Source organism: Streptomyces sp. NPDC057253 (assembly GCF_042669125.1).
Lineage (GTDB): Bacteria > Actinomycetota > Actinomycetes > Streptomycetales > Streptomycetaceae > Streptomyces.
Map to the genome: position 1 here is coordinate 21580 of NZ_JBHUXV010000011.1, position 21944 is coordinate 43523.

General features: G+C 73.1%; 21 protein-coding genes and 4 tRNA genes. 15 read left to right on the plus strand and 10 right to left on the minus strand.

All coding sequences use genetic code 11. The features are described 5' to 3' along the window. Positions 1–323: 323 nt before the first annotated feature. Positions 324–1349 carry a LacI family DNA-binding transcriptional regulator gene (locus ACFULQ_RS08500; RefSeq protein WP_383539973.1) on the plus strand — a complete coding sequence of 342 codons (1026 nt, stop codon included), beginning with the start codon at positions 324–326 and terminating at the stop codon, positions 1347–1349. 192 nt (positions 1350–1541) lie between these two features. Here ACFULQ_RS08500 and ACFULQ_RS08505 read toward each other — a convergent pair whose 3' ends face one another. Continuing rightward, a complete protein-coding gene (locus ACFULQ_RS08505) occupies positions 1542–2333 on the minus strand; it encodes a VOC family protein (protein WP_383540235.1) in 792 nt (263 codons plus the stop codon). Between the two features lie 194 nt (positions 2334–2527). On the opposite strand from ACFULQ_RS08505, the gene ACFULQ_RS08510 reads away from it, so the two are divergent. The 6 genes from ACFULQ_RS08510 (at position 2528) to ACFULQ_RS08535 (ending at position 5647) form a co-directional block, all read left to right on the plus strand. Beyond that, a complete protein-coding gene (locus ACFULQ_RS08510) occupies positions 2528–2815 on the plus strand; it encodes a WhiB family transcriptional regulator (protein ID WP_383540237.1) in 288 nt (95 codons plus the stop codon). Between the two features lie 39 nt (positions 2816–2854). After that, positions 2855–2928, plus strand: a tRNA-Gly gene (locus ACFULQ_RS08515). Between the two features lie 9 nt (positions 2929–2937). Beyond that, positions 2938–3009 (plus strand) — tRNA-Asp (locus tag ACFULQ_RS08520). Positions 3010–3018: 9 nt separating this feature from the next. Continuing rightward, a tRNA-Ala gene (locus ACFULQ_RS08525) sits at positions 3019–3090 on the plus strand. Between the two features lie 29 nt (positions 3091–3119). Then, positions 3120–4457, plus strand: coding sequence for an SDR family oxidoreductase (locus tag ACFULQ_RS08530; RefSeq protein WP_383539976.1), 1338 nt, complete (start codon positions 3120–3122; stop codon positions 4455–4457). After that, complete coding sequence (locus tag ACFULQ_RS08535) at positions 4454–5647, plus strand: ribonuclease inhibitor (RefSeq protein ID WP_383539979.1); 1194 nt, start codon at positions 4454–4456, stop codon at positions 5645–5647. The genes ACFULQ_RS08530 and ACFULQ_RS08535 overlap by 4 nt, the downstream gene beginning before the upstream one ends. Positions 5648–5686: 39 nt before the next feature. Here ACFULQ_RS08535 and ACFULQ_RS08540 read toward each other — a convergent pair whose 3' ends face one another. Continuing rightward, complete coding sequence (locus ACFULQ_RS08540) at positions 5687–7480, minus strand: AAA family ATPase (protein WP_383539982.1); 1794 nt, start codon at positions 7478–7480, stop codon at positions 5687–5689. After that, entirely contained in the window at positions 7481–8884 is a 1404-nt protein-coding gene (locus ACFULQ_RS08545; RefSeq protein ID WP_383539985.1) for a hypothetical protein, read from the minus strand. It abuts the gene before it with no gap. An 89-nt stretch (positions 8885–8973) separates the two neighbouring features. Between ACFULQ_RS08545 and ACFULQ_RS08550 the strand changes: the two genes are divergently transcribed. After that, positions 8974–9049: transfer RNA gene (locus ACFULQ_RS08550), tRNA-Trp, on the plus strand. 130 nt (positions 9050–9179) lie between these two features. Here ACFULQ_RS08550 and ACFULQ_RS08555 read toward each other — a convergent pair. The 4 genes from ACFULQ_RS08555 to ACFULQ_RS08570 form a co-directional block, all read right to left on the minus strand. Next, positions 9180–10016 carry a hypothetical protein gene (locus ACFULQ_RS08555; protein WP_383539988.1) on the minus strand — a complete coding sequence of 279 codons (837 nt, stop codon included), beginning with the start codon at positions 10014–10016 and terminating at the stop codon, positions 9180–9182. Positions 10017–10091: 75 nt separating this feature from the next. Continuing rightward, positions 10092–11069, minus strand: a complete 978-nt coding sequence (locus tag ACFULQ_RS08560; protein WP_350756566.1) for an acyl-ACP desaturase — start codon at positions 11067–11069, stop codon at positions 10092–10094. A 206-nt stretch (positions 11070–11275) separates the two neighbouring features. Further along, positions 11276–12052, minus strand: a complete 777-nt coding sequence (gene ddaH / locus ACFULQ_RS08565; protein WP_383539990.1) for a dimethylargininase — start codon at positions 12050–12052, stop codon at positions 11276–11278. A 129-nt stretch (positions 12053–12181) separates the two neighbouring features. Next, positions 12182–12580, minus strand: a complete 399-nt coding sequence (locus ACFULQ_RS08570; RefSeq protein WP_383539992.1) for a DUF6194 family protein — start codon at positions 12578–12580, stop codon at positions 12182–12184. A gap of 112 nt (positions 12581–12692) precedes the next feature. Here ACFULQ_RS08570 and ACFULQ_RS08575 point away from each other — a divergent pair, with 112 nt between their 5' ends. Continuing rightward, on the plus strand, positions 12693–13511 hold the full coding sequence (locus ACFULQ_RS08575; RefSeq protein WP_383539995.1) for a MerR family transcriptional regulator: 819 nt from the start codon (positions 12693–12695) through the stop codon (positions 13509–13511). Here ACFULQ_RS08575 and ACFULQ_RS08580 read toward each other — a convergent pair. Beyond that, positions 13480–15102 carry an ABC-F family ATP-binding cassette domain-containing protein gene (locus ACFULQ_RS08580; protein WP_383539998.1) on the minus strand — a complete coding sequence of 541 codons (1623 nt, stop codon included), beginning with the start codon at positions 15100–15102 and terminating at the stop codon, positions 13480–13482. The genes ACFULQ_RS08575 and ACFULQ_RS08580 overlap by 32 nt on opposite strands. Before the next feature lie 289 nt (positions 15103–15391). Between ACFULQ_RS08580 and ACFULQ_RS08585 the strand changes: the two genes are divergently transcribed. Continuing rightward, on the plus strand, positions 15392–16039 hold the full coding sequence (locus ACFULQ_RS08585; protein ID WP_383540000.1) for a GPP34 family phosphoprotein: 648 nt from the start codon (positions 15392–15394) through the stop codon (positions 16037–16039). A 182-nt stretch (positions 16040–16221) separates the two neighbouring features. Here the strand turns inward: ACFULQ_RS08585 and ACFULQ_RS08590 are convergent, their stop codons facing one another. Beyond that, positions 16222–16638 (minus strand): SsgA family sporulation/cell division regulator, encoded by a 417-nt coding sequence (locus ACFULQ_RS08590; protein WP_383540002.1) that lies wholly within the window; start codon positions 16636–16638, stop codon positions 16222–16224. A gap of 245 nt (positions 16639–16883) precedes the next feature. On the opposite strand from ACFULQ_RS08590, the gene ACFULQ_RS08595 reads away from it, so the two are divergent. From ACFULQ_RS08595 to mmpA, 4 genes are all read left to right on the plus strand, one after another. Then, complete coding sequence (locus ACFULQ_RS08595; protein WP_383540005.1) at positions 16884–17996, plus strand: WD40/YVTN/BNR-like repeat-containing protein; 1113 nt, start codon at positions 16884–16886, stop codon at positions 17994–17996. Positions 17997–18046: 50 nt separating this feature from the next. Beyond that, the gene (locus ACFULQ_RS08600; protein ID WP_383540007.1) at positions 18047–18376 is read left to right on the plus strand and encodes a plasmid stabilization protein; all 330 of its coding nucleotides are present in this window, start codon (positions 18047–18049) and stop codon (positions 18374–18376) included. Between the two features lie 63 nt (positions 18377–18439). Beyond that, positions 18440–19141, plus strand: a complete 702-nt coding sequence (locus ACFULQ_RS08605; protein WP_383540009.1) for an endonuclease V — start codon at positions 18440–18442, stop codon at positions 19139–19141. 73 nt (positions 19142–19214) lie between these two features. Beyond that, positions 19215–19373 (plus strand): morphogenic membrane protein MmpA, encoded by a 159-nt coding sequence (gene mmpA / locus ACFULQ_RS08610; RefSeq protein ID WP_383540012.1) that lies wholly within the window; start codon positions 19215–19217, stop codon positions 19371–19373. A gap of 7 nt (positions 19374–19380) precedes the next feature. Here mmpA and ACFULQ_RS08615 read toward each other — a convergent pair whose 3' ends face one another. Beyond that, positions 19381–20559, minus strand: coding sequence for a saccharopine dehydrogenase family protein (locus ACFULQ_RS08615; protein ID WP_383540015.1), 1179 nt, complete (start codon positions 20557–20559; stop codon positions 19381–19383). A 248-nt stretch (positions 20560–20807) separates the two neighbouring features. Between ACFULQ_RS08615 and ACFULQ_RS08620 the strand changes: the two genes are divergently transcribed. Then, a complete protein-coding gene (locus tag ACFULQ_RS08620) occupies positions 20808–21944 on the plus strand; it encodes a CaiB/BaiF CoA transferase family protein (RefSeq protein WP_383540018.1) in 1137 nt (378 codons plus the stop codon).

The following is a 21944-nucleotide window of genomic DNA, read 5'->3' on the forward strand; positions in this document are numbered from 1 at the left end:
CCGCCAGTGAGTGCCCGGCGCCCCGAGCTCCGGCAGCTTCACCCCCGCCGAGCAGCGGTACGACGGGATCCGGTCGGTCACCCGGAGGGAAGCCGGGTTGCGCGGGCACCGCCGCTCGAAGCGGCCCGGGTGCGCGGACCGGCGCCCAGCGCTCCTCGCCCCGCGCCCCGCGCTCCTCGCCCCGAGCTCCTCGCCTCTGCCTCGCCGGGCGCGGAAAAAGGCGTCCGTGCTCCTCACCTCCGCCTCGCCCGCCACGAGAGCGCTCTCAGCTCAGCCTCCCGCAGGGCTATCCTGATCCGCACCCCGCCGACGAGGAGCCCGAAGTGAACGACGCCGCGCCACGTCCCACTCTGGAGGCCGTGGCCGCCCGGGCCGGAGTCTCCCGGGCCACTGTGTCCCGGGTGGTGAACGGGGGCGACGGGGTCAGGGAGCCGCTGGTCGAGCGGGTGCGCAGGGCCGTCGAGGAGCTCGGTTACGTGCCCAACCAGGCCGCCCGCAGTCTCGTCACCCGGCGCCACCACGCCGTCGCCGTGGTCGTCGCCGAGCCGGAGAGCCGGGTCTTCGCCGACCCCTTCTTCGCCCTGCAACTCAGGGGGATCAGCAAGGAACTCACGGCCCACGACAACCAACTCGTCCTGCTGCTCACGGAGGGTCGCGACGACCACACACGCGTGGCGCGCTACCTGGCCGGAGGGCACGTCGACGGGGCGCTCGTCTTCTCCCTGCACCTCGACGACCCGCTGCCCGGACTGATCCAACGGGCCGGTGTCCCCACGGTGTTCGGCGGGCGTCCCGGCTGGAGCGACGGCACGGCGGACGTCGTGTACGTCGACAGCGACAACCGCGGCGGTGCCCGCGACGCCGTACGGCATCTCCTCGGCCTCGGCCGCACCCGCGTCGCGCACATCACCGGCGCCCTCGACCAGACCTCCGCGGTGGACCGGCTCGACGGCTACCGGGAGGTCGTGGGGGACGGCGGCCCGGATCTGGTCGTGTCAGGCGACTTCACTCCGGCCGGCGGGGAGCGGGCGATGCGCGAGCTCCTCGACCGGTGCCCCGACCTGGACGCGGTGTTCGCGGCCAACGACCTCACCGCCTCCGGCGCCCTGCGCGTGCTGCGCGAACGGGGGCGCCGGGTGCCCGAGGACGTCGCCGTGATCGGCTTCGACGACATGCTGCCGGTCGCCGAGCAGACCGACCCGCCCCTGACGACGGTCCGTCAGGACATCGAGGAGATGGGGCGGTTGATGGCCCGCCTGCTGCTGCGAGGCCTCGACCCCGCGCACGAGGGCGCCGCACCGGCCGGTGTGGTACTCCCCACCACGCTGGTGCGGCGCGCCTCGGCGTAAGACCCGTCGCCCGGAAACGCCCCTCGCCTCGGCGTAAGACCCGTCGCCCGGAAACGCCCCTCGCCTCGACGTAGGACCCGTCGCCTGGGAACGCCCCTCGCCTCGGGAGCGCCTCTCGCCCCAGGACGTCTTTCGTGCCCGGAGACGCCCTGCGCCCGGAGACCCCCCGCACCCCCGAGTCGCCCCGCCCCCCTACGACGTCTGCGGCTCGCTCTTGATCACCGCGAAGCGGGCGCCGTAGGGATCGGCCAGCTTGGCCACCCGGCCGACCCCCGGCACGTCCGTGGCGGGCAGCCGGACGACGCCGCCCAGCCGCTCAGCCGTCGCGACCGCCTCGTCGGTGTCCGGGACCTCGAAGTACGGCATCCAGTACGCCCCCGCCTGCGCCTCCAGCGGGTCGTCGGCGAGCGGGACGATACCGCCGAACATGCTGTCCTCGCCCTGGCCGTCCGGCAGCACCGTGGTGTACGTGCCGCCGGGGAACTCGACCGCGTAGGTCTCCAGGCCGAGCGCCGCGCGGTAGAAGTAGGCGGCCATCGGCAGGTCGGCGGTGTACAGCTCCACCCAGCACAGCGAGCCCGGTTCCTGGGTGACGTCCAGGCCCTTGTTCCGGCCGGGCTGCCAGATGCCGAAGGGCACGCCGGCCTTGTCGGCGAGGATCGCCATGCGGCCCTGGTCCATCACGTCCATGGGCTGCATCAGCACCGAGCCGTGCGCCTGCTCGGCCGCCTTCGCGGTGGCGTCCGCGTCCGGGGTCTGGAAGTACACGGTCCAGGAGGGCGGGCCCTGGTCCGCGTCGGTCTGCATACCCGCGGCGGCGGTCCGCCCGGCGAGCTGGAAGAAGCCGTACCCTCCGGCCTCGGGCGGGCCCGGCCGGAACTCCCAGCCGAACAAGCCGCCGTAGAAGGTGGTGGCGCCGTCGATGTCCGGGGTGCCGAGGTCGATCCAGTTCGGAGCGCCGGTGACATAACGGGTCGTGAGCATCATTGCCCTCCTCTGAGGGGTCCCGTTGCCTGCACTGCCGAGTCTGGCACCGCCCACTGACAATCGCCGCCGGGACGCCGGGACACGTCGCCGACCCCGCCGCCGGCGGCACCCGCGCGCCGCCGTGCGCCCGGCTGCCCGGAGGAGGACCATCGAGGCGGCCGGGGGCCGTGAACGGCGCCGTTGATCCCGCGTTGATCGAACGTTTTTCGCCGCCCGGCACGCTCTCGGCCATGCACACCGACACCATCATCCCGGCCGACCCCGCCTGGCAGGCGCAGGCGCTGTGCGCACAGACCGGGGCGGACTTCTTCTTTCCCGAGCCGGGCAGCTCGGTACGGGAGGCCAAGCGCATCTGCGGCATGTGCGAGATGCGCTCGGCCTGCCTCGAGTACGCCCTGGCCAACGACGAACGCTTCGGCGTCTGGGGCGGCCTCTCCGAGAAGGAGCGGCTGGCGATCAGGCGGCTGGAAATCCGATGAGCCGACCGGCCGGGAGTGCGGCTAGGATCCCGGAGCGCACCCGGGCGTAGCGCAGCGGCAGGCGCACCGCCTTGCCCAGGCGGAACACATCGGTTCGAATCCGATCCCCGGGCTGCGTGCGGGGCCCTGTAGAGCAGAGGCAGACTCGCCGCCCTGTCAAGGCGGATACGCCGGTTCGAATCCGGCCGGGGCCCATGGCACAGGGGTCGGTAGCGCAGCGGCAGGCGCACCTTCATCGCATGAAGGGAACGTCGGTTCGAATCCGACCCGGCCCGCGGCACGGCATGAACGGGGGCGGGGACGCATGGGTGACGTGATCGACGACGAGGAGCTGGCGGCCTTCCACCGGACGGTCGGCAGGCTGCGCGAGCTGCCCGTCGACGACCCCGTGCGGCTGCGCGCCGAGCAGGTCGCCGCGTCCTTCGCCCGCGACGGACGGCTGCGGCGCCGCAAGGCACGGGGCGCCGAGACGGCCGCCGCCGACGCGGGCACGATGGCGGCCACCGCGACCGGCGCCCACGACCGGCGCGAGGACGCGCCGCTGGCCGTGTCCGGCGACGCGGGCGAGGCGGGGGTCTTCCGCAAGCCGCGCAGTTGCTATGTCTGCAAGTCGTCCTATCGACAGGTCGATTCCTTCTACCACCGCCTCTGCCCGCGCTGTGCCGCCGACAACACGGCCCGTCGCGCGCTGTCCACCGATCTCGCGGGGCGCCGCGCGCTGCTCACCGGCGGTCGCGTGAAGATCGGCTTCCAGCTGGCCCTGATGATGCTCCGCGACGGCGCGGAACTCCTCGTGACCAGCCGCTTCCCGCACGACACCGTGCGCCGCTTCCGGGCCGAGCCGGGCAGCGACCGGTGGCTGAGCCGGCTGACCGTGATCGCCGTGGACCTGCGCGACCCGCGCCAGGTGCTGGGCCTGTGCGAGGAACTGTGCCGGGAGGGCCGCCCCCTGGACATCCTCGTCAACAACGCCGCGCAGACCGTACGCCGGCCGCCCGAGTCGTACGCCCTCCTCGCCGCCGGAGAGCGGGACGCGCTGCCCGCGGGGGCACGGCGGGCGCCGGGCTTCGCCTCGACGCGGATGCTGGAGGGCGGCGCCGCGTCCCTGCCCCTCGCGCTGCGCGAGGCCGACGAGGCCGGACTGCTGCCCGACCCGTCCCCCGAGAACTCCTGGTCGGCCCGGCTCGGCGCGCTCGACCCGGCCGAGGTCCTGGAGACCCAGCTGGTGAACGCGCTCGCCCCGGCGCTCCTGTGCGACCGGCTGCTGCCCCTGCTGCTGGCCTCCCCGCACCCGCGCCGGTACGTCGTCAACGTGACGGCGGTCGAGGGCCGTTTCGCCGTCCGCAACAAGATGGCGGGACACCCGCACACCAACATGGCCAAGGCCGCCCTCAACATGCTCACCCGCACGAGCGCCGCCGAACTCGCCGGGCAGGGCGTGCACATGTGCGCCGTCGACACCGGCTGGATCACCGACGAGAACCCGGCGCCGAAGAAGGAGCGGATGGCCCGCGCCGGGTTCCGGACGCCGCTGGACGTCGTGGACGGGGCGGCCCGGGTGTACGACCCGATCGTGCGCGGCGAGGCGGGCGACCCCGTGTCCGGGGTGTTCCTGAAGGACTACCGGGAGGCGGAGTGGTGAGCGCGGACGGCGCGGAAGCGCGGGACCGGTTCGCGGGGGTGCCGTACGTCGTGCCGCGGCCGGTCGCCGAACTCGCCCCACTGCTGGACTGGTTGCGGTCAGGGCGCCCGACGGGGGAGCGGCTCGACTTCGCGGCGGGTACGGCGCTGCCCGACGGGCGGCTCGATCTGTGCAAGCAGGCCCTGGGCGCCGAGGGCGCCGCGCTGGTCGCCGACGCGCTGTCCCAGGGGCCTTCGCCGGTACGGCACCTGCTGCTGGGGACCGACGCGCTGGGCGACGACGGGGCCGCCGCGGTGGCCGGTGCGGGCACCGGAGTCGAGACCCTCTACCTCGGCTGCAACGGCGTCACCGAGGGCGGCGCCTGCCGGATCGCCGACCAGCTGCGAGCCTCGCCGCAGGTGGTCACGGGGGTGTGGCTCAAGCGCAATCCGCTCGGCGGCGGGGGTGGCCGGGCGGCGGCCGAACTCATCGACGCGGCACGGACGTTGCGGACCCTGGATCTCGTCCAGACCGGGCTCGACGCGGCCGGTGCCGCCGTCCTCGCCGACGCGCTGTCGGCCGCGGCGGGCAACGGCCGGCGGATCGAGCGGCTGTTCGTCGGCGGCAACCCGCTGGGAGAGGCCGGGGCGCGGGCGCTCGCCGAGGTGATCGCGGCGGGTGCGGTCGACGAACTGTACGTGTCCGCCGCCGGGTTGGGCGATGGCGGAGCGCTCAGCCTCGCGGCGGCGCTGGAGCGGGCGCCGCATGGACGGCTCGCCCGTCTGGCGGTCGCGAGCAACGGCATCGGCCCGGCGGCCGCGGCCGGGCTGGTCGCGGCGGCGACCGCGGCCGGGGTGCACCTGCTGGACCTCGGCCGGGTGCGGGCGGCGGCCGTGCTCGGCGCTCAGGACAACCGGGTGGACCTGTCGGCGGCCGCGGCGATCGCGGACGTCCTCGCGAGCACCGCCGGACACCGGCTCACCCACCTCGTCCTCACCCACACCGGCATGCGCAGCCGCGAGGCCCACCGCCTCCTGGACACGGCCCCCCGCGCCACCACGGCCACCCGCTTCGTCCTGGGCCAGGGCATCGCCGCCACCGTCAAACGCCGCCTCGCGGCCCACAGCGCCCACCTCCCGCCCCCGTCGGTGCCGGCGGACGTGGCGGCCGTACGCAGCGTGCACCGCACCCCACCGACTGACGACCGGTAGCCGGCGACGGCCCCCACCACGACCGCTCGCACCTCCCGGTCAGCGGGCCATCGCCATGAACACCTCCGTCCAGAAGCGCTGTTGCCGCTCCGACGCGCCCACCAGATAGGTCGCCCTCAGCTTCGCCGGCAGCAGGGCGACGAGCCGGGTCACGGCCTCCCGGTGCTTGCGGAGCTGGGACAACTCCGCGTTGGCGAGGATCTGGTGGACGACGTCGCTGTCGTCGCCGCCCTCCGAGGAGTGGGCGCGGGCGCGACGCAGACGGCTCTCCCAGGCGGCCACGTCACGTGCGAGCTCGCGCAGACCGGTGACCGGACGGCCCCGGAAGCGGTCGATCAGCGCGGTGAGCGGCACGGGCGCGTACTCGCCGTCGCCGAGATAGACCGTGCCCATCTCCAGCGGCAGTCCGCGCCGGTGCAGCTTGATCAGCCGCTCCAGCGTGCGCTTGGTGATCCAGGCCCGCCCCTCGTCGTCGATGTCGTGCTTCCACCACTCCAGGACCGTCTCGGCGTCCGAGCCGTACCGGGCCAGCAGCCACTCGTTGGCCGGTATGTCCTCGGGCTCGACCTGGAGCGAGGCCGTGAACCGGGTCGCCTGCGCGATGTTGTTGCGCGCCACCAGCATCTTGCGGCCCAGGTGGTACGGCGGATTCTGCACCGCGATCTGCGCCCGCAGGTTCTCGATCCGCCGGCCGGCCAGCGACCACTCCTGCGTGATCTCCATCAGCTTGGCGAAGGCGGCCTTGTCCTTGGGCCGGTTGTACTCGTCCCACACGATCGCCTTGGGCTCGGGCCCGGTGAACTTCGCGGCCAGCAGGTTGTCGAGGGTGCCGTCGGCGGACGGGATCGGCGCGCACAGGTCCTCGACGTTGGTCACCGGCAGCGAGAAGTACAGCGGCTCCCGGCCCAGCCCCGCCCGTACCGTCTCCCGCACCAGCTCCGTCTTCCCGCAGCCCGGCGGTCCCTGGAGCAGCACCGTCCAGCGGCCCCGCAGGGCGGCCCGCACGACCTGCCGGACCGGGTCGGGGATCGTGGCCGGGTTGGGCACGCCGAGCGAGGCGGCAACGCGGTCCAGGATCTCCGCGGTGCGGTTCTGCCCGGGCCTGCCGTCCCGGCCTGGCTCCGCCAGCCGCAGCCGCTCCCCGTCGACCAGCGGCAGGCCCCAGCGCAGCGGAAAGCCCTCCCGCGCGTTCGTCAGGACGTGGTCGAGGGTGCGCGGGGAGAGCAGCTCGCGCAGGGCGGGGGAGAGGGACGCCCACAGCGAGAACACCGGACGCAGGTCCCACGGGCGGTACTTGGCCGCCAGGTGCCGCCGCCACGAGGTGTCGTTGGCGGTGATCCGCAGCGTCACCATGCGGTCCAGCAGGGCGAGATCGCTGCGCCGGGCCGAGGTCTCGGCCAGCGACTCGTTGTCCGTGAGGAAGACGCCGACGCAGCCGAGGGCACGCAGATCGTGCTCCCCGAGCGTCCAGTTGCAGGCGATCTGCATCAGCTGCGACTGGATCGTCTCGCCCGCCTGCAAGGAGTCGTCGATGAGCAGCACGAACGGCCGCCCCGGCCTGAGCTGGCTCATCACCAGCTGGCGCAGGACCAGTTCACCGGTGTGCGGGTCGCGGACGGGTGCGTTGACCAGCAGGTCGTCCGGTGTGAGGTTCGCCGCGGGGACGTACACCAGCGTCGCGTCCGGGTGGGCCCGGCCGATGTGCGAGAAGAACGTCGCCGTCTTGCCGATGCCGTGCTCGCCGAAGATCTGCCCCGTCTGCCCCATGTTGATCATGGCGTCGATGAAGGACTCCAGGCGCGAGGCCGTCAACTGCTCGGTGTCTGTGGTCATTTACCGCGATCCTGTGGTGACGCGATGGCAGTCCATCGCCGGGATGTGCGTCTCGGGCCACTCGCTGCCGCCCTCGGTGATCAGCCAGATCCATTTGTCCGGCTCGGCGGGCGTGATGGGCGGCGCGTATCCGTCGGTGAGCATCACCACGGCGTCCGGGGTGACGTCGAAGCGCCGCCCGCCGACCTCCGTACGGCCCTCCACGTAGTCGGCGACCACCTGGAAGCTGGTGCCGCCTCCGCCGTACACCCGCTCGCCGGGCTTGAACGGCATCACCACGGCGTCGAAGGAGAGCCAGTGCGCCTCGACCCCGTCGATCCGCCCCACGAGCCGGGTGAGCCACTCGACGACGTGGTCCGGCATGGAGCCCGAGGTGTCGTACGCGACGACCAGCACCTTCTCCCGCACCGGACCGCGCCGCGAGAGCATCGGGTCCTGGCCGAGGGCGGCGAGCAGCGCGCCCCGCTTCTTCGGGTACACCAGCCGCTCGCCGTCGCGCAGTCGGGAGCCGAGCACGTCGACCAGCCAGCGCTGCCACCAGTCGACCGTACGCGTGCGCGTGGTCTCGCCGCGCAGGGCGCCCGCGCCCAGGCTGCCCCAGATCCGCGCGGCCCGGGTGTTGCCGTCCTCGGTGCGGTTCATCAGGTCGAGCAGCTCGCCCTCCGCGCCGGTGTGCCCCCGCCGGGCCGCCAGCAAGGAGTTGAGCAGCGCCGAGGAGGTGACCACGTCGACGGTCTCCTGGTCGGCCGGGACGCCCCCGTCCCGCAGGTGGACGCAGAGCCGCCGCTCGGGGACGGGCGGGCTGTGCATGCGCTTCAGCTCGCCGTACACCCGCATGTCGGTCTCGGTGAACGTCTCGTACGGCACCGGCTCCAGACCGTGTGCCGTCAGGTCCCGCGCATAGGCCTCGTGGACCTCCCGCGGGTCGACACCCGTCGGGCGGCCGTCCAGCAGGGGCAGCCGCGTGCGGCCCAGCCGGACCAGTGCCACATGGTTGACGGACACCTCGCAGGCCAGCTCGAACACCGGGTCGGCGCGCAGCTCCGGGTCGGTGAACAGATGGCGGTGCACGAGGTGCCGGGCCTCGTGGAACAGCACGAACTTGACGCCGTCCAGGCCGAGACCGACGAAGAAGTCGGGGTTGTAGAGCAGCAGGCAGGAGCCGTCGCCGGAGGCCACCACCGCCGCGGTGTCGAGCGCGGTCGTCGGGATCTGGTGCCGGCACTTCGCGTACAGCCAGGACGCCACCGCCGACTCGGTCAGTCCGAAGTCCAGCAGCGCGGCCTCCTTCAGCCGCCGTGCCTCCTCGACCACCGCCGCGTCCGCCGGCCGGTACCGCTCCAGCGCCCGGCGGTCGGCCAGGTCGACCACCGGGACACGCCGCCCCCGCTCTCCGTACGCCATGCCGAGCCCCCCGTACCGAAATCCCCCGTGACTCATTGGTAGCAGCGCCCACTGACAACCGGCCAGCGCATTACGCTCGGGGACCAAGGGCGGGGCCGTAGCGCAGAGGCAGGCGCACCGGTCTCCAAAACTGGAACACGCTGGTTCGAATCCAGCCGCCCCGCCCCCCTTTCCGGCGCCCCGCCCCCTTCCCGGCACCTGGCGCCCCCGGCACCTGGCGCCCCCGGCACCTGGCGCCCCCGGCACCCGGCGCCCCCGGCGCCCCGCCTCCGTCCCGCACTCCCCGCGGGCCGGCTCAGGCGATCGCGCCCGCCGTCATGATCAGCTCCGGCGCCGTGCCGTGGAACGTGTCGAGGAGCTGGGCGAGCACCGCCCAGGCCTCCTCGCGGTCGCCCAGGTGCTCGCGCACGAGGGGGCGCAGGGCGTCCTCGGCGTCGCGCACGCGCGCGGGGAACAGCGCCGGGCCCAGGGAGAGCACCTTCAGCACCGGCGCGGCGGGTCCGTGCTCGGTCGCGTACACGCCGGGACCGGCCAGGACTCCCGCCTGCCGGACGCGGTGGGCGAACTTGGGGTGGCTGCCGAACTGCGCGCGCAGCGCGGGCGGACAGTCCGGGCGTACGGACAGGGCCCAGCGGGCGTAACCGGGCAGGGGCCGCTCGCGGTCGGCCGCCGCGACCGTCCGCCAGTCGCCGTGTCCCAGCACCATGGACGCGGCGCTTCGGGCGGGCCCCATGGCGGTGGCCGCCCGCAGCGCGCCGACGAGTCCCCGCGCCACGACGGCTTGCGGCACCTCGGGCTCGACCGCGTTCTTGCGCAGGACGATGTCCACCGGCAGGGGGCCCTTGCGGCCGGGACCGAACGGCACGCCCCGCAGCACCGCACGCCGCAGCGTCGGGTCGGCCGCACCGTGCCCGTACACCGTCGCGTTGAGCTCGGGGTCGTCCTCCTCCAGGATCCACACCAGCACCGAGGACGGCACCGGGGTGAGCTTCAGGGCGGCCTGGGCGGCCCGGCGTCGGTTCCCGCCCGGTTCCGGCGCGCCGATCCGCCGCCGTATCCGGAGGGCGGAGTCGGCGTCGATCAGGCCCAGCAGGAAGCCGACGGCCCGCTGATCCGTGCTGCTGTCACGCATGGCCGCATGATCTCGCAGGCGGCGGGCGGCCCGCACGGCATATTCGGCGGGCCGGCCGGGCCATCCGGGTCGGCGTCAGGCTCCCGCGCGAGCCGCCATCCGCGCCTTGCGCGCCGCGAGCTTCTCGTCGAACTTCAGGGCCTCCGCGTCCAGGCCGCCCATGAACAGGCCGAGCTCGTCCTGCGCCTGCTGCCCCTCGGGGCCGAGGCCGTCGATCTCCATGACCTTCAGGAAGCGCAGCACGGGCTGGAGCACGTCGTCGTGGTGGATGCGCATGTTGTAGATCTCGCCGATCGCCATCTGCGCGGCGGCCCGCTCGAAGCCGGGCATGCCGTGCCCGGGCATCCGGAAGTTCACGATGACGTCGCGCACCGCCATCATCGTCAGGTCGGGCGCCAGCTCGAAGGCCGCCTTCAGCAGGTTCCGGTAGAACACCATGTGCAGGTTCTCGTCGGTCGCGATGCGCGCCAGCATGCGGTCGCAGACCGGGTCGCCGGACTGGTGGCCGGTGTTGCGGTGCGAGACCCGGGTCGCGAGCTCCTGGAAGGCCACGTAGGCCACCGAGTGCAGCATCGAGTGGCGGTTGTCCGACTCGAAGCCCTCGCTCATGTGGGCCATCCGGAACTGCTCCAGCTTGTCGGGGTCCACCGCGCGCGAGGTGAGCAGGTAGTCACGCATCACGATGCCGTGCCGGCCCTCCTCGGCGGTCCAGCGGTGCACCCAGGTGCCCCAGGCGCCGTCACGGCCGAAGAGCGAGGCGATCTCGTGGTGGTAGCTGGGGAGGTTGTCCTCGGTGAGCAGGTTCACCACCAGGGCGATCCGGCCGATCTCGGTGACCTTGGACTGCTCCTTGTCCCAGGCCTCGCCGTCCTCGAAGAAACCGGGGAAGTTGCGGCCGTCGCCCCACGGCACGTACTCGTGCGGCATCCAGTCCTTGGTGACCTTCAGATGCCGGTTGAGTTCCTTCTCGACCACTTCCTCCAGCGCGTACAGCAGTCGCGCGTCGGTCCAGGCGGAGGACGGGCTGCCGAGGTGAGGGGAAGTGATCGTCACAGGTGCTCCAGGGGGACACGGCGAGTACGGGGAGAGCCGGCGAGCGGTGCCGGGGAACCTACGGAATCGTAGGCTACGAAACCGTAGGTTACGAGACCGTAGGTTAAGAGTGCCGTAAAGATCCCTGATCAGCGGTGTTTCCCAGGCGTCACGCGTCGCTCCGGGAAGCGCAGGTCCGGGGCTGTTGGAGTGGTGCGTTCACCCGTTCAGGCGTAGAGGTCCCGCAGTCGCACCGAGAGACATGTCACACAGCCTTCGAGCTTCTCGAACTCGCTGATGTCGACCAGCACGGGCTCGAAGCCGAGATCGCTCAGCAGCTCCGCCGTCTTCGGCGCGCTCGCGGCCATGAGCAGCTTGGGGCCGCCGAGCAGCACGACATGGGAGCCGGCCTCCTCGGGCACGGACAGGAAGCGCGGGAACAGCGAGGGCCGGTCCACCTTGGGGATGTGTCCGATGACGGTCCCGTCGGGCAGCGCCGTGACCGCCGACTTCAGATGCAGCACCTTGCTCACCGGTACGACGACCACCTCGGCCCCCAGCGGCTCGAACGCGGCCCGCAGCTGCTGGACGCCGGCCGCGTTGGTGCGCCCGCCCCGGCCCACGTAGATCGTGTCGCCGACCTTCAGGACGTCACCGCCGTCCAGGGTGCCCGGCTCCCAGATCCAGTTCACCGAGCAGCCGAGCCGCGCCACGGCCTCCTCGACGCCGACGGTCTCCTCGCGCCGGGACTCGGCGCCGGAGCGGGCGATCAGGGCGACGTTCTTGTACATCACCACGGTGTCCTCGACGAACACCGAGTCCGGGCAGTCCTCCTCCGGGTCCACCTCGACGGTCTCCCAGCCGTGCGCGCGCAGGGCCTCGACGTACGCCTCCCACTGTTCGAGCGCGAGGTCGGCGTCGACCTTCTCCCGCTCGATGTGCGTCACGAGGCCTTCGGCGAGACGCGGACCGGGGCGGCGGACGAGGGCCTTCTTGCTGGGCACGAGGGAACTCCGTATCGGCGGGGCAGGGGCGGCGCCCGTGACGGGCGCCGGTCAGCCATCATGCAGCGCCGATCCGTGTCGACAAAACCCCCCTTGTCAGGCTGTGGCCCTCCTGAGACGCGCCACGGCTCACGAACGCCGTCGCGCCGCACGCGCGCGTGCCGCCTCATGCGCATCCCGCAGCAGCCGTACGACCGTCCCCGTCGTCCGTTCGCCCGGGTTCACGACGCAGATCCAGCCGAGGTCGCCGTAGACCGGATGCGGCAGCAGCACGTCGGCGGCCGCGAGGTCGCGCGCCGGTCCGAGGAGATCCGGGATCGCCCTACGGCCGACCTGGACGTTGACCCGCCAGCGGCCCGGCGGGTCGAGGTCCGAGGCGGTGTCGCCGGGGTGGTCCTTGGTGACGATCGTCCCGTAGGGCTGGGTGTTCCGGGGCATCCGGCCGTCGGGGGCGTAGTAGATGAACGCGTCGCCCCACGCGATCTCGGGGGAGTCCCCACCTGGATCTGCTCCATAGGCATGGTTCAAGCGTGACCTTCAATGCTGGTGTGGGGTTGGCTGATGCGGACCGTCGACGTCGCCGGGGAGACCGGGTACTCGGTGCAGCAGGTGCGGCCACCGCTCCTGCACGGCGACCCATGTGCACGCCCTGCGCGCGTACCGCGGGCTCGCGGGTGCCGTGGGGCCCGTCGAGGCGCGGCGCCTGCTGGCCGAGCTGTGGACGGGGACGCTCACGGAGGCGGCTGCGGCGGTGAACGAGGTCCACGCGCGGCTCGCACGGGAACGGGACGAGGTGCTGCGCGCACAGCGGGCCCTGCGGACCGTCCAGGGCGAACAGGACGCTCAGGCCGCTCAGGCCGCTCAGGACGGCGATTACATGACGATCACGCAGCTCGCGGAAGCCCTCGGCGTACGGTCCTCGACGCTGCGGTTCTGGGAGGAGGAGGGGCTGATCCGCCCGGAGCGGGTGACCACCCTGCGGGCGCGCCGCTACGGCCCCGAGGCGATCGGCGCGGCCCGCGTCGTCGTCGCCCTGCGCGCCGGCGGGTACGGCATCCCGGCCGTGCGCGAGGTCATGGGCGCGCTGAGCGACCTCGACGGCCAGGCGGACGCCCGACGCGTCCTGCGGACCCGACTGGACCAGATCGCCACACGGAGCGTGGCCCTGCTCCGAGCGGGCACGGACCTGGCGGCAGCGATCACCGCACTGGACACCGTCCAGGCCACCACGGACACCCCACCGGCGCCGACACCGGGCGCCGCACCGGAGGCCCCGGTGAGTGCCACACCAGAGGCCCCGGTGGACACTGCGCCGGATACGACCGCGTGCGCCGCGCCCGAGGCCCCGGTGGGCGCCGCACCTGAGCCGCCGGCAGCCGCTGTACCCGAGGCCCCCGCAGGTGCCCCACCCCATGCCCTCCCGGTCGCTACTCCGGGGACTCCAGCTCGTCCGGGGTGATCTCGCGCAGCTCCCCGTCCAGCAGGAGCCACCGTGTGATGCCGAGTGACTCCAGGAACGGCAGGTCGTGGCTGGCCACGATCAGTGCTCCCTCGTACGACTCCAGGGCCGTGGTCAGCTGTCGCACGCTCGCCATGTCGAGGTTGTTCGTCGGCTCGTCCAGCATGAGCAGCTGGGGTGCCGGCTCGGCCAGCATCAGCGCGGCCAGCGCCGCCCGGAAGCGTTCGCCGCCGGACAGCGTCGAGGCCCGCTGGTCGGCCCGGGCGCCCCGGAACAGGAAGCGGGCGAGACGGGCCCGCACCCGGTTGTTGGTGGCGCCCGGGGCGAACCGGGCCACGTTCTCGGCGACCGACAGCTCGCCGTCGAGGACGTCCAGGCGCTGAGGCAGGAACCGCAGCGGCACATGGGCCGTGGCCTCGCCCGACACCGCCTCCAACTCCCCGGCGATCGTGCGCAGCAGCGTCGTCTTGCCCGCGCCGTTGCGCCCGATCAGCGCCACCCGCTCGGGCCCCCGCAGGTCGAAGCCGCCCTTCACTTGTGCGCCGTAGGCGAGTTCGAGATCCAGGAGGGTGAGGACCGTACGGCCGGGCGGCACGGCGGTGTACGGCAGGTCGACGCGGATCTCGTCGTCGTCCCGTACGGCCTCCACCGCCTCGTCGAGCCGGTCCTTCGCCTCCGAGAGCCGCTCCTCGTGCATGATGCGGTGCTTGCCGGCGGACTCCTGCGCCGCCCGCTTGCGCGCCCCCATGACGATCTTCGGCTCGCGCTTCTGCTCGAACATCTTCTGTCCGTACCGCTTGCGGCGGGCCAACTTGACCTGTGCGTCGGCCAGTTCGCGCTTCTGCTTGCGGAAGTCGGACTCGGCGACGCGCACCATCCGTTCCGCCGCCTCCTGTTCGACGGCGAGAGCCTCCTCGTAGGCGGAGAAGTTCCCGCCGTACCAGGTGACCTCCCCGGCGCGCAGATCGGCGATCTGGTCGACCAGGTCGAGGAGTTCACGGTCGTGGCTGACCACGATCATGACCCCCGGCCAGGAGGCGACGGCCGAGTACAGCCGCCTGCGGGCGTACAGGTCCAGGTTGTTGGTCGGCTCGTCGAGGAGCAGGACGTCCGGCCGGCGCAGCAGCAGCGCGGCAAGGCGCAGCAGCACCGACTCGCCGCCCGAGACCTCGCCGATCGTGCGGTCCAACGTGATGTGGCCGAGGCCCAGTTCGCCGAGGGTGGCCAGGGCGCGCTCCTCGACGTCCCAGTCGTCGCCGACCGTCTCGAAGTGCTCCTCGGCCACGTCACCGGCCTCGATGGCGTGCAGGGCGGCGCGCCGCGCGGCGATGCCGAGCGCCTCGTCGACCTTGAGGGCGGTGTCCAGTGTGACGTTCTGCGGGAGGTATCCGACCTCGCCGGCGACCCGTACGGCGCCGTCGGCCGGGGCGAGTTCACCGGCGATCAGCTTCAACAGGGTGGATTTCCCTGATCCGTTGACGCCGACGAGACCGGTGCGGCCGGGGCCGAAGGCGATGTCCAGGCCCTCGAAGACGGGGCTGCCGTCGGGCCAGGCGAAGGCGAGCGAGGTGCAGGTGATGGAAGCAGACATGTGAGTCTCCGCGGTTGCTCGAAGCGAGAAGGGGCAATCGCGTATCGAGACACCTGCGACCGGCGGGCGACGAGGGATCCGGGGGCGTGGAAGGGGCCCTGTTCGTCGGGAACGGCTCGTGTGCCGAGGTCGCACGCAGCGCACACACCTCAGGTGTGTGACACGGTGTCTCAGGACCTCAGACGAGCAACGTCCTTCTCCGATCGACGGCAACAGAAGCGTTCTACAACGTACGAGGCGGCCCGAGGGCTGTCAACGAATTAACGGTCAGCTGACCGAAGGAGGCCCCGTGTCCGACGGCTCGCTCTCCCTGCCGGCCCGTCTCTACCTGCTGGCCTGGGACACCTCGAAGTCCGAGGTCACCGGTGCAGCCCAGGTCCCCCAGCTGGTCCGGGCCGGTGCCCTCACCGAACTCGCCCAGCGCGGTCTGCTCCTCGACGACGACGACATCGCGACCCCGGTCGACCTGGACGCGTCCACCGGGGACCCGGTCCTGGACGGGCTCCTCGAACTGGTCCGCGAATCCCGGCCGCACCGGTGGCGCAGCTGGGTGACGCTGCACGCCCGGGTCACCCTGGACGCCGTACGGGAGCAGCTGACCGCGGGGGGATATCTGCGGGCCCGGAAGAAGCGGGCGCTCGGGCTCTTCCCCACGGTGGACCACGAACTGGCGCGACCGGCCGCGGTGGAGGCGCTCCAGGAGGAGGCACGGCGGATCCTGCGCGGGCCGGCCGATGCATGCTCCGAGGGTGAGGCGGCCCTCGGGGCCCTCGCGGCCGCCGCCGAGCTGCACACCCTGGGTCCCCGCAAGGACCGCGACGACGCTCACGTCGAGGAGCTGATCGAGCGCAGCGGTCCGGTGGCACCGGTGCTGCGGAAGGTCGTCCACGAGGTGCGCGGAGCGGTGACGGCGGCGGCGGTCGCCACGCGCGCGTGACGCTGCCGCTGTGTGACCACAGGGAGCTGTTCCCGACCCTGGAAACGGCCTACAAGGCGTACACGGCGCACACGACAGCCGACGGGCGGCTGGGCCGGGAGCGGGGCCAGGACGTCCTTCGGTGGATCACCCCCTGGGGGCCTGTCGGCGGGCGGGCTCGACACCCTCCCGCGCGGTCGGCCTCAGCAGGCGTCGCGCATCAGTTCCGCGAGGTCGTGGTCGAGGTCGAGCTGGAGGTGCTCGAGACCGCTCGGCACGAGGTCGTTGGTCGCCTCCAGGAACCGGCGCAGCTCACCCGTGCGCACATGCACGACGGCGGTGCCCTCGGGGGCGTGGAACTCGAGAACGGTGCGGTCGTAGCCGTAGGGCCGCACCCGGACGTCGCCGTGGCCCTCGGGCTCGTGCAGACCGGTGGTGAGCAGTTCGCGGCTGAAGGTCCAGCAGACCTCGACGCCCTCCAGGGTGGCCGGGGCGGGGAAGGTCATGCGGACGGCGAACGGATCGCAGCGGTCGTAGTGCAGTGTGGCGGGAATGCTCGGCATCCGCGGTGCCGCGGCGACGAGACGGGCCTCAACGGGCTGCTCGATGACGGTGGACAACGCCTTGCTCCCTTGTGACGGCTGATCGGGCTCTCGGAGGGTGGGTACGGACAATGGAAGAGACGTCGGAATCGGCCAATCCGTGTACACGAGAATCGAGTGACCTCTGTCACCGTCCTCACACACCGGTGGGATCCAGTCCTTCTCGCGTGCCCCCGGAGTCACTTGTGACACCCCGCGCCCCACTCCCCGCGCCGCCGAGGGCATCTGGACGGCGCCCGGAGCGTGGACTAGCTTCGCCCGCCATGAGGCTCTTGGGGAACACGCGAGGCAAGAGACGTACGGGATCCACGATCCGGACGGTCGCCGCGGGCACGGCCTGTGCGGCGGCGCTGGCCGCGCTGACCGCCGTACCGGCGGCGGCGCACGGCCCGGACGGCCGTACACCGCACTGGGAGCTCAAGGACAGCGGCGTCCCCGGGGCGCGCTTCCGGGGCCTCGCGGCCGTCAGCCGGGACACCGCCTGGGTGGCCGGCACCCAGGGCACCGTGCTGCGCACCACCGACGACGGGGCCAGCTGGCGAAACGTCTCGCCCGCCGGGGCCGCCGACCTCCAGTTCCGGGACGTCGAGGCCTTCGACGCGCGCCGGGCCGTGGTGCTGGCCATCGGCGAGGGCGAGGCGTCCCGGGTGTACCGGACCGAGGACGGCGGAGCGACCTGGACCGAGTCCTTCCGCAACACCGACGCCAAGGCCTTCTACGACTGCCTCACCTTCTTCGACCACCGCCACGGACTCGCCATGAGCGACCCGGTGGACGGCAGGTTCCGGATCCTGTCGACCGCCGACGGCGGCCGCTCCTGGAAGGTGCTGCCGAACAAGGGCATGCCCGCCGCGCTCGACGGCGAGGCGGGCTTCGCGGCGAGCGGGCAGTGCCTGGTGAGCTCGGGCCCGCGCGATGTCTGGCTGGCCACCGGAGGCGGCGCACGCGCGCGTGTCCTGCACTCCGGCGACCGGGGCCTGACCTGGACGGCCTCGGACACACCGATCCCGGGAGGTGCCTCCGCCAAGGGCGTCTTCGCCCTCGCCTTCCGCGACCGGGCGCACGGCCTCGCGGTCGGCGGCGACTACAACGCGGACCAGCCGTCCCCGCGCGCGGGTGCCCGCACGAGTGACGCCGGCCGCTCCTGGCAGCCCGCGGCCACCCCGCCGCCCGCCTACCGCTCCGGAGTCGCCTGGCTCCCGCACAGCCGCACCGCCGCCCTCGCGGTCGGCCCCACCGGCACCGACCTCACCACGGACGGCGGCAGGACCTGGCGGACCGTGGACACCGGCTCCTTCGACACCGTGGACTGCACGGTCGACGGCGGCTGCTGGGCCGCTGGCGAGAAGGGGCGGGTGGCCCGGCTGGAGCACTGACCGGCGGAAAGTGGGTACCCGGTCGCCGACGGCGAAAGGAGTGATCCCCCATGCCAGCTGGTTCGAACTCCAAGCGCGAGCGGCAGTACGAGCACATCAAGAAGAGCGCCGAGGACCGGGGCGAGAGCACCGGACGGGCCAAGGAGATCGCGGCCCGCACGGTCAACAAGGAACGCGCCCGCTCCGGTGAGTCCAGGACCGCGAGCCGCACCTCGACCCAGGACATGTCGTCCGGCAAGCGGGGCGGCCAGCGGTCCGGCAAGGGCTCCCAGGGCCCGACCTACGACCAGCTCTACGAGGAGGCCAAGCGCAAGGGCGTCAAGGGCCGTTCGGACATGAACAAGAGCCAGCTCCAGCGCGCCCTCGGCAACAAGAGCTGACCGTTCGGCCGGCCGTCTCATGATCGCGGGCCCGCGCCGCCACGCCGTACGCTCGTCCCCACCATGGAGACAGTGGACATCCCCGCGGGCTGGCCCGCGACCGAGGAGCAGGCCCGCGCGGTCCAGGACGAGTTGAGGGCGAGGACGGTCCTCGGCGAGCCCGGCCCGCCGCCCGGCACCGGGCTGGTCACCGGGGTCGACGTGGCCTACGACGACGAGCGGGACGTGGTCGCGGCGGCGGCCGTGGCGCTGGACGCGGCGACCCTGGAGGTCGTGGCGGAGGCGACGGCCGTGGGCCGGATCTCCTTCCCGTACGTCCCCGGCCTGCTCGCCTTCCGCGAGATCCCCACCGTCCTCGCCGCCCTCGACGCCCTGCCGTGCCCGCCCGGCCTCGTCGTCTGCGACGGCTACGGCCGCGCCCACCCCCGCCGCTTCGGCCTCGCGAGCCACCTCGGGGTCCTCACCGGCCTGCCGACGATCGGCGTCGCCAAGAACCCGTTCACCTTCTCCTACGACGATCCCGGCGCCCGGCGCGGCGCCTGGACGCCGCTGCTCGCGGGCGCGGAGGAGGTCGGCCGGGCCCTGCGCACCCGCGAGGCGGTGAAACCGGTCTTCGTCTCGGTCGGCCACCGCGTGAGCCTCGACAACGCCTGCGCCCACACCCTCGCGCTCACCCCGGCCTACCGGCTGCCCGAGACCACGCGCGCGGCGGACGCGCTGTGCCGGCGGGCGCTGCGGGAGGCGACGTCGCGTCAGGGGGCCTGAGGGCGTACTGAGTACGTCGTCTGAGTATCTGTACGGATGTGCGGGCCCCGGTGCGCTCGGCAGGCTGTCCCGCATGACGACGCACCGCATGACCACCCGTTCCCCCAAGCCCCTCGCCGACCCGAACCGGCCCGTGGAACGCGCCGTGACCGCCGCGCTGGTCCTGGGCGTGCTCGCCGGGCTCGGCTGGATCGCGGGGATGATCTACACGGTGGCGGGCTGGTCCTTCTGAGGCCCGCTCACCTGGCCGACGCCACCCGGAAGGTGATCCCGGCCCCTTGCAGCCGCTCGATCAGCGCGTCCCCCATCGCGACCGCCGTCGTGACCTGACCGGAGGTCTCCGGCAGGTCGTCGAAGGCCAGGGACAGCGCCGACTCGGCGAACATCTTCGCCGTCTCGCCGTATCCGGGATCGCCGCCCGCGACCTCGGTGAACACCCGCCGTCCGCCGCCCTCGCCGACGAACCGCACCGAGAACCAGCTCTTCGCCCGCTTCTCGGCGCTCGGCCCGTCACCCGGCTTGAGCCGTCCGGACAGCCACCGCCGTGCGGGCGGCACCTGGGCCGCCGCGAACAGCGCACCCACGGCGGCGACCCCGCCCACCGCCACCGGCAGCCGCCGTACGGCCGCGTACTGGCGGTAGCGGAAGTCGGGCCCGTAGCGCGCGAGGGCCTTCGCGGAGCGCCGGACGATCTGCGCGTCGATGGTCGGCAGCGGCAGGGCCCAGGCGCCGACCTCCTGGGCGTACCGCGGGGTGCCGGTCGGCGCGGTGGCCCGCCGGCCCACCAGGCGCGGTTCGTGCCGTCCGCGGTCCCGGGCGGCGGCGATCATCTGCCGGCCGCGCGCGAACTGGTTCAGCGCCGAGGCGAACGTCCCGCCCGAGAAGGTGGCGTCCACGCTCACGAACCCGTCGACGGTCAACGGCACGTTCTCCGGCAGCTGCCGCACGGTGAAGTACGCCCCCAGGTCGTAGGGGATCGAGTCGAACCCGGCCGCGTGCACCAGCCGGGCGCCCGTCTCCCGCGCGCGTGCGTCGTGCCGGACGTACATCAGGTCCACGAACTCCGGCTCGCCGCACAGGTCGAGATAGTCCGTCCCGGCGTCCGCGCAGGCGGCGACGAGTTCCTCGCCGTACGTCAGATAGGGGCCGACCGTAGTGGCCAGCACGCGCGTGTGCCCGGCGAGCGCGCGCAGCGAGTCCGGGTCCGTCACGTCGGCCGTGAGCACCCCGACGTCCGTGCCCGGCGGCAGCCGTTCGCGCAGTGCCCTGAGCTTGTCCGCGCTGCGGCCGGCGATCGCCCAGCGCAGGTCGTCGGGGCCGTGCGCGGCGAGGTGCTCCGCGGTGAGCGCTCCCGCGAAGCTCGTCGCCCCGAAGAGCACGATGTCGTAGGGACGGTCCGACCTTTTCAGCCTGCTCATGACACTCCTGATCCCGCCGCACGCGCCGTTGTCGGTGGCCGAGGCTAGCGTGAGGGGTGGTTCTGCTCGGCGGCTGGGTCGAGGAGAGCCACCGCTCCGGCGCGCCGACACGTGCGACGGTGCGGGTTCGGCGGCCGATGACCGGCCGATAATTGGCTAAGCGCTTGCTCGTTCAGGTCTTGTGTCCGCTGGGACGCGTTCATAGCATCACTGGTGTTACATCAGTTGTGTCACGCCGAGGGGGCTGGATGACGACGGCACCGACGCCCGGGCACGGCCCGCTCACCGGCGTGCGCGTGATCGAGCTGGCCGGTATCGGCCCCGGCCCCTTCGCCGCCATGCTCCTCGCCGACCTGGGCGCCGACGTCGTCCATGTCTCCCGCCCCGGCGGCACCGCCCTGTCCATCGACCCCGCCTACGACATCACCAACCGCAACAAGCGCTCGGTGGTCGTCGACCTCAAGGCGCCCGACGGCCCCGCGCGCGTGCTCGACCTCGCCGCCCGCGCGGACGTCCTCATCGAGGGCAACCGCCCCGGAGTCGCCGAGCGGCTCGGCGTCGGCCCCGAGGACTGCCACGCGCGCAACCCCGCCCTCGTCTACGGCCGGATGACCGGCTGGGGCCAGGACGGGCCGCTGGCCCAGCGGGCCGGGCACGACATCGCGTACATCGCCCTCACCGGCACCCTCGGCATGATCGGCGAACCGGGCCGTCCGCCGGCCGTCCCCGCCAACCTCCTCGGCGACTACGCGGGCGGCGCCCTGTACCTCGTCGTCGGCGTCCTCGCCGCCCTCCACCACGCGCGTGCGACCGGTACCGGCCAGGTCGTGGACGCCGCCATCGTCGACGGCACCTCCCACCTCGCCGCGATGCTCCACGGCATGACCGCCGCAGGCGGCTGGCAGGACCGGCGCGGCGCCAACCTCCTGGACGGCGGCTGCCCGTACTACGGCACCTACGAGACCGCCGACGGCGGATACATGGCGGTGGGCGCCCTGGAGCCGCAGTTCTACGACCTCTTCCTCGACCTGCTGGGCCTTGCGGACTTCGCGGACGCCCGCAAGGACTGGACCCGCTGGGGCGAACTGCGCGACGCGGTCGCCGCCCGCTTCCGCGGCCGTACGCGAGACGAGTGGGCGGCCGTCTTCGAGGGCACCGACGCGTGCGTGGCGCCCGTCCTGTCCCTGCGCGAGGCCCCGCACCACCCCCACCTCGCCGCCCGCGGCACCTTCACCGACCACGGCGGCATCACCCAGCCCGCCCCCGCGCCCCGCTTCTCCGTCACCCCGACGGCCGTACGCACCGGACCCGCCCGGCCCGGCGCCGACACCGCGGAGGTGGCACGCGACTGGGACGTACCGGACCTCGTGAAAGACCCCCGATGA

Coding starts and splice junctions, on each gene's coding strand:
- ACFULQ_RS08505 (WP_383540235.1), bottom strand. CDS start 2,333: ATGCTCACGACCCGTTATGTCACCGGCGCTCCGAACTGGATCGACCTC.
- ACFULQ_RS08530 (WP_383539976.1), top strand. CDS start 3,120: ATGGGTGACGTGATCGACGACGAGGAGCTGGCGGCCTTCCACCGGACG.
- ACFULQ_RS08540 (WP_383539982.1), bottom strand. CDS start 7,480: ATGACCACAGACACCGAGCAGTTGACGGCCTCGCGCCTGGAGTCCTTC.
- ACFULQ_RS08545 (WP_383539985.1), bottom strand. CDS start 8,884: ATGGCGTACGGAGAGCGGGGGCGGCGTGTCCCGGTGGTCGACCTGGCC.
- ACFULQ_RS08555 (WP_383539988.1), bottom strand. CDS start 10,016: ATGCGTGACAGCAGCACGGATCAGCGGGCCGTCGGCTTCCTGCTGGGC.
- ACFULQ_RS08580 (WP_383539998.1), bottom strand. CDS start 15,102: ATGTCTGCTTCCATCACCTGCACCTCGCTCGCCTTCGCCTGGCCCGAC.
- ACFULQ_RS08595 (WP_383540005.1), top strand. CDS start 16,884: ATGAGGCTCTTGGGGAACACGCGAGGCAAGAGACGTACGGGATCCACG.
- ACFULQ_RS08600 (WP_383540007.1), top strand. CDS start 18,047: ATGCCAGCTGGTTCGAACTCCAAGCGCGAGCGGCAGTACGAGCACATC.
- ACFULQ_RS08605 (WP_383540009.1), top strand. CDS start 18,440: ATGGAGACAGTGGACATCCCCGCGGGCTGGCCCGCGACCGAGGAGCAG.
- mmpA (WP_383540012.1), top strand. CDS start 19,215: ATGACGACGCACCGCATGACCACCCGTTCCCCCAAGCCCCTCGCCGAC.
- ACFULQ_RS08615 (WP_383540015.1), bottom strand. CDS start 20,559: ATGAGCAGGCTGAAAAGGTCGGACCGTCCCTACGACATCGTGCTCTTC.
- ACFULQ_RS08620 (WP_383540018.1), top strand. CDS start 20,808: ATGACGACGGCACCGACGCCCGGGCACGGCCCGCTCACCGGCGTGCGC.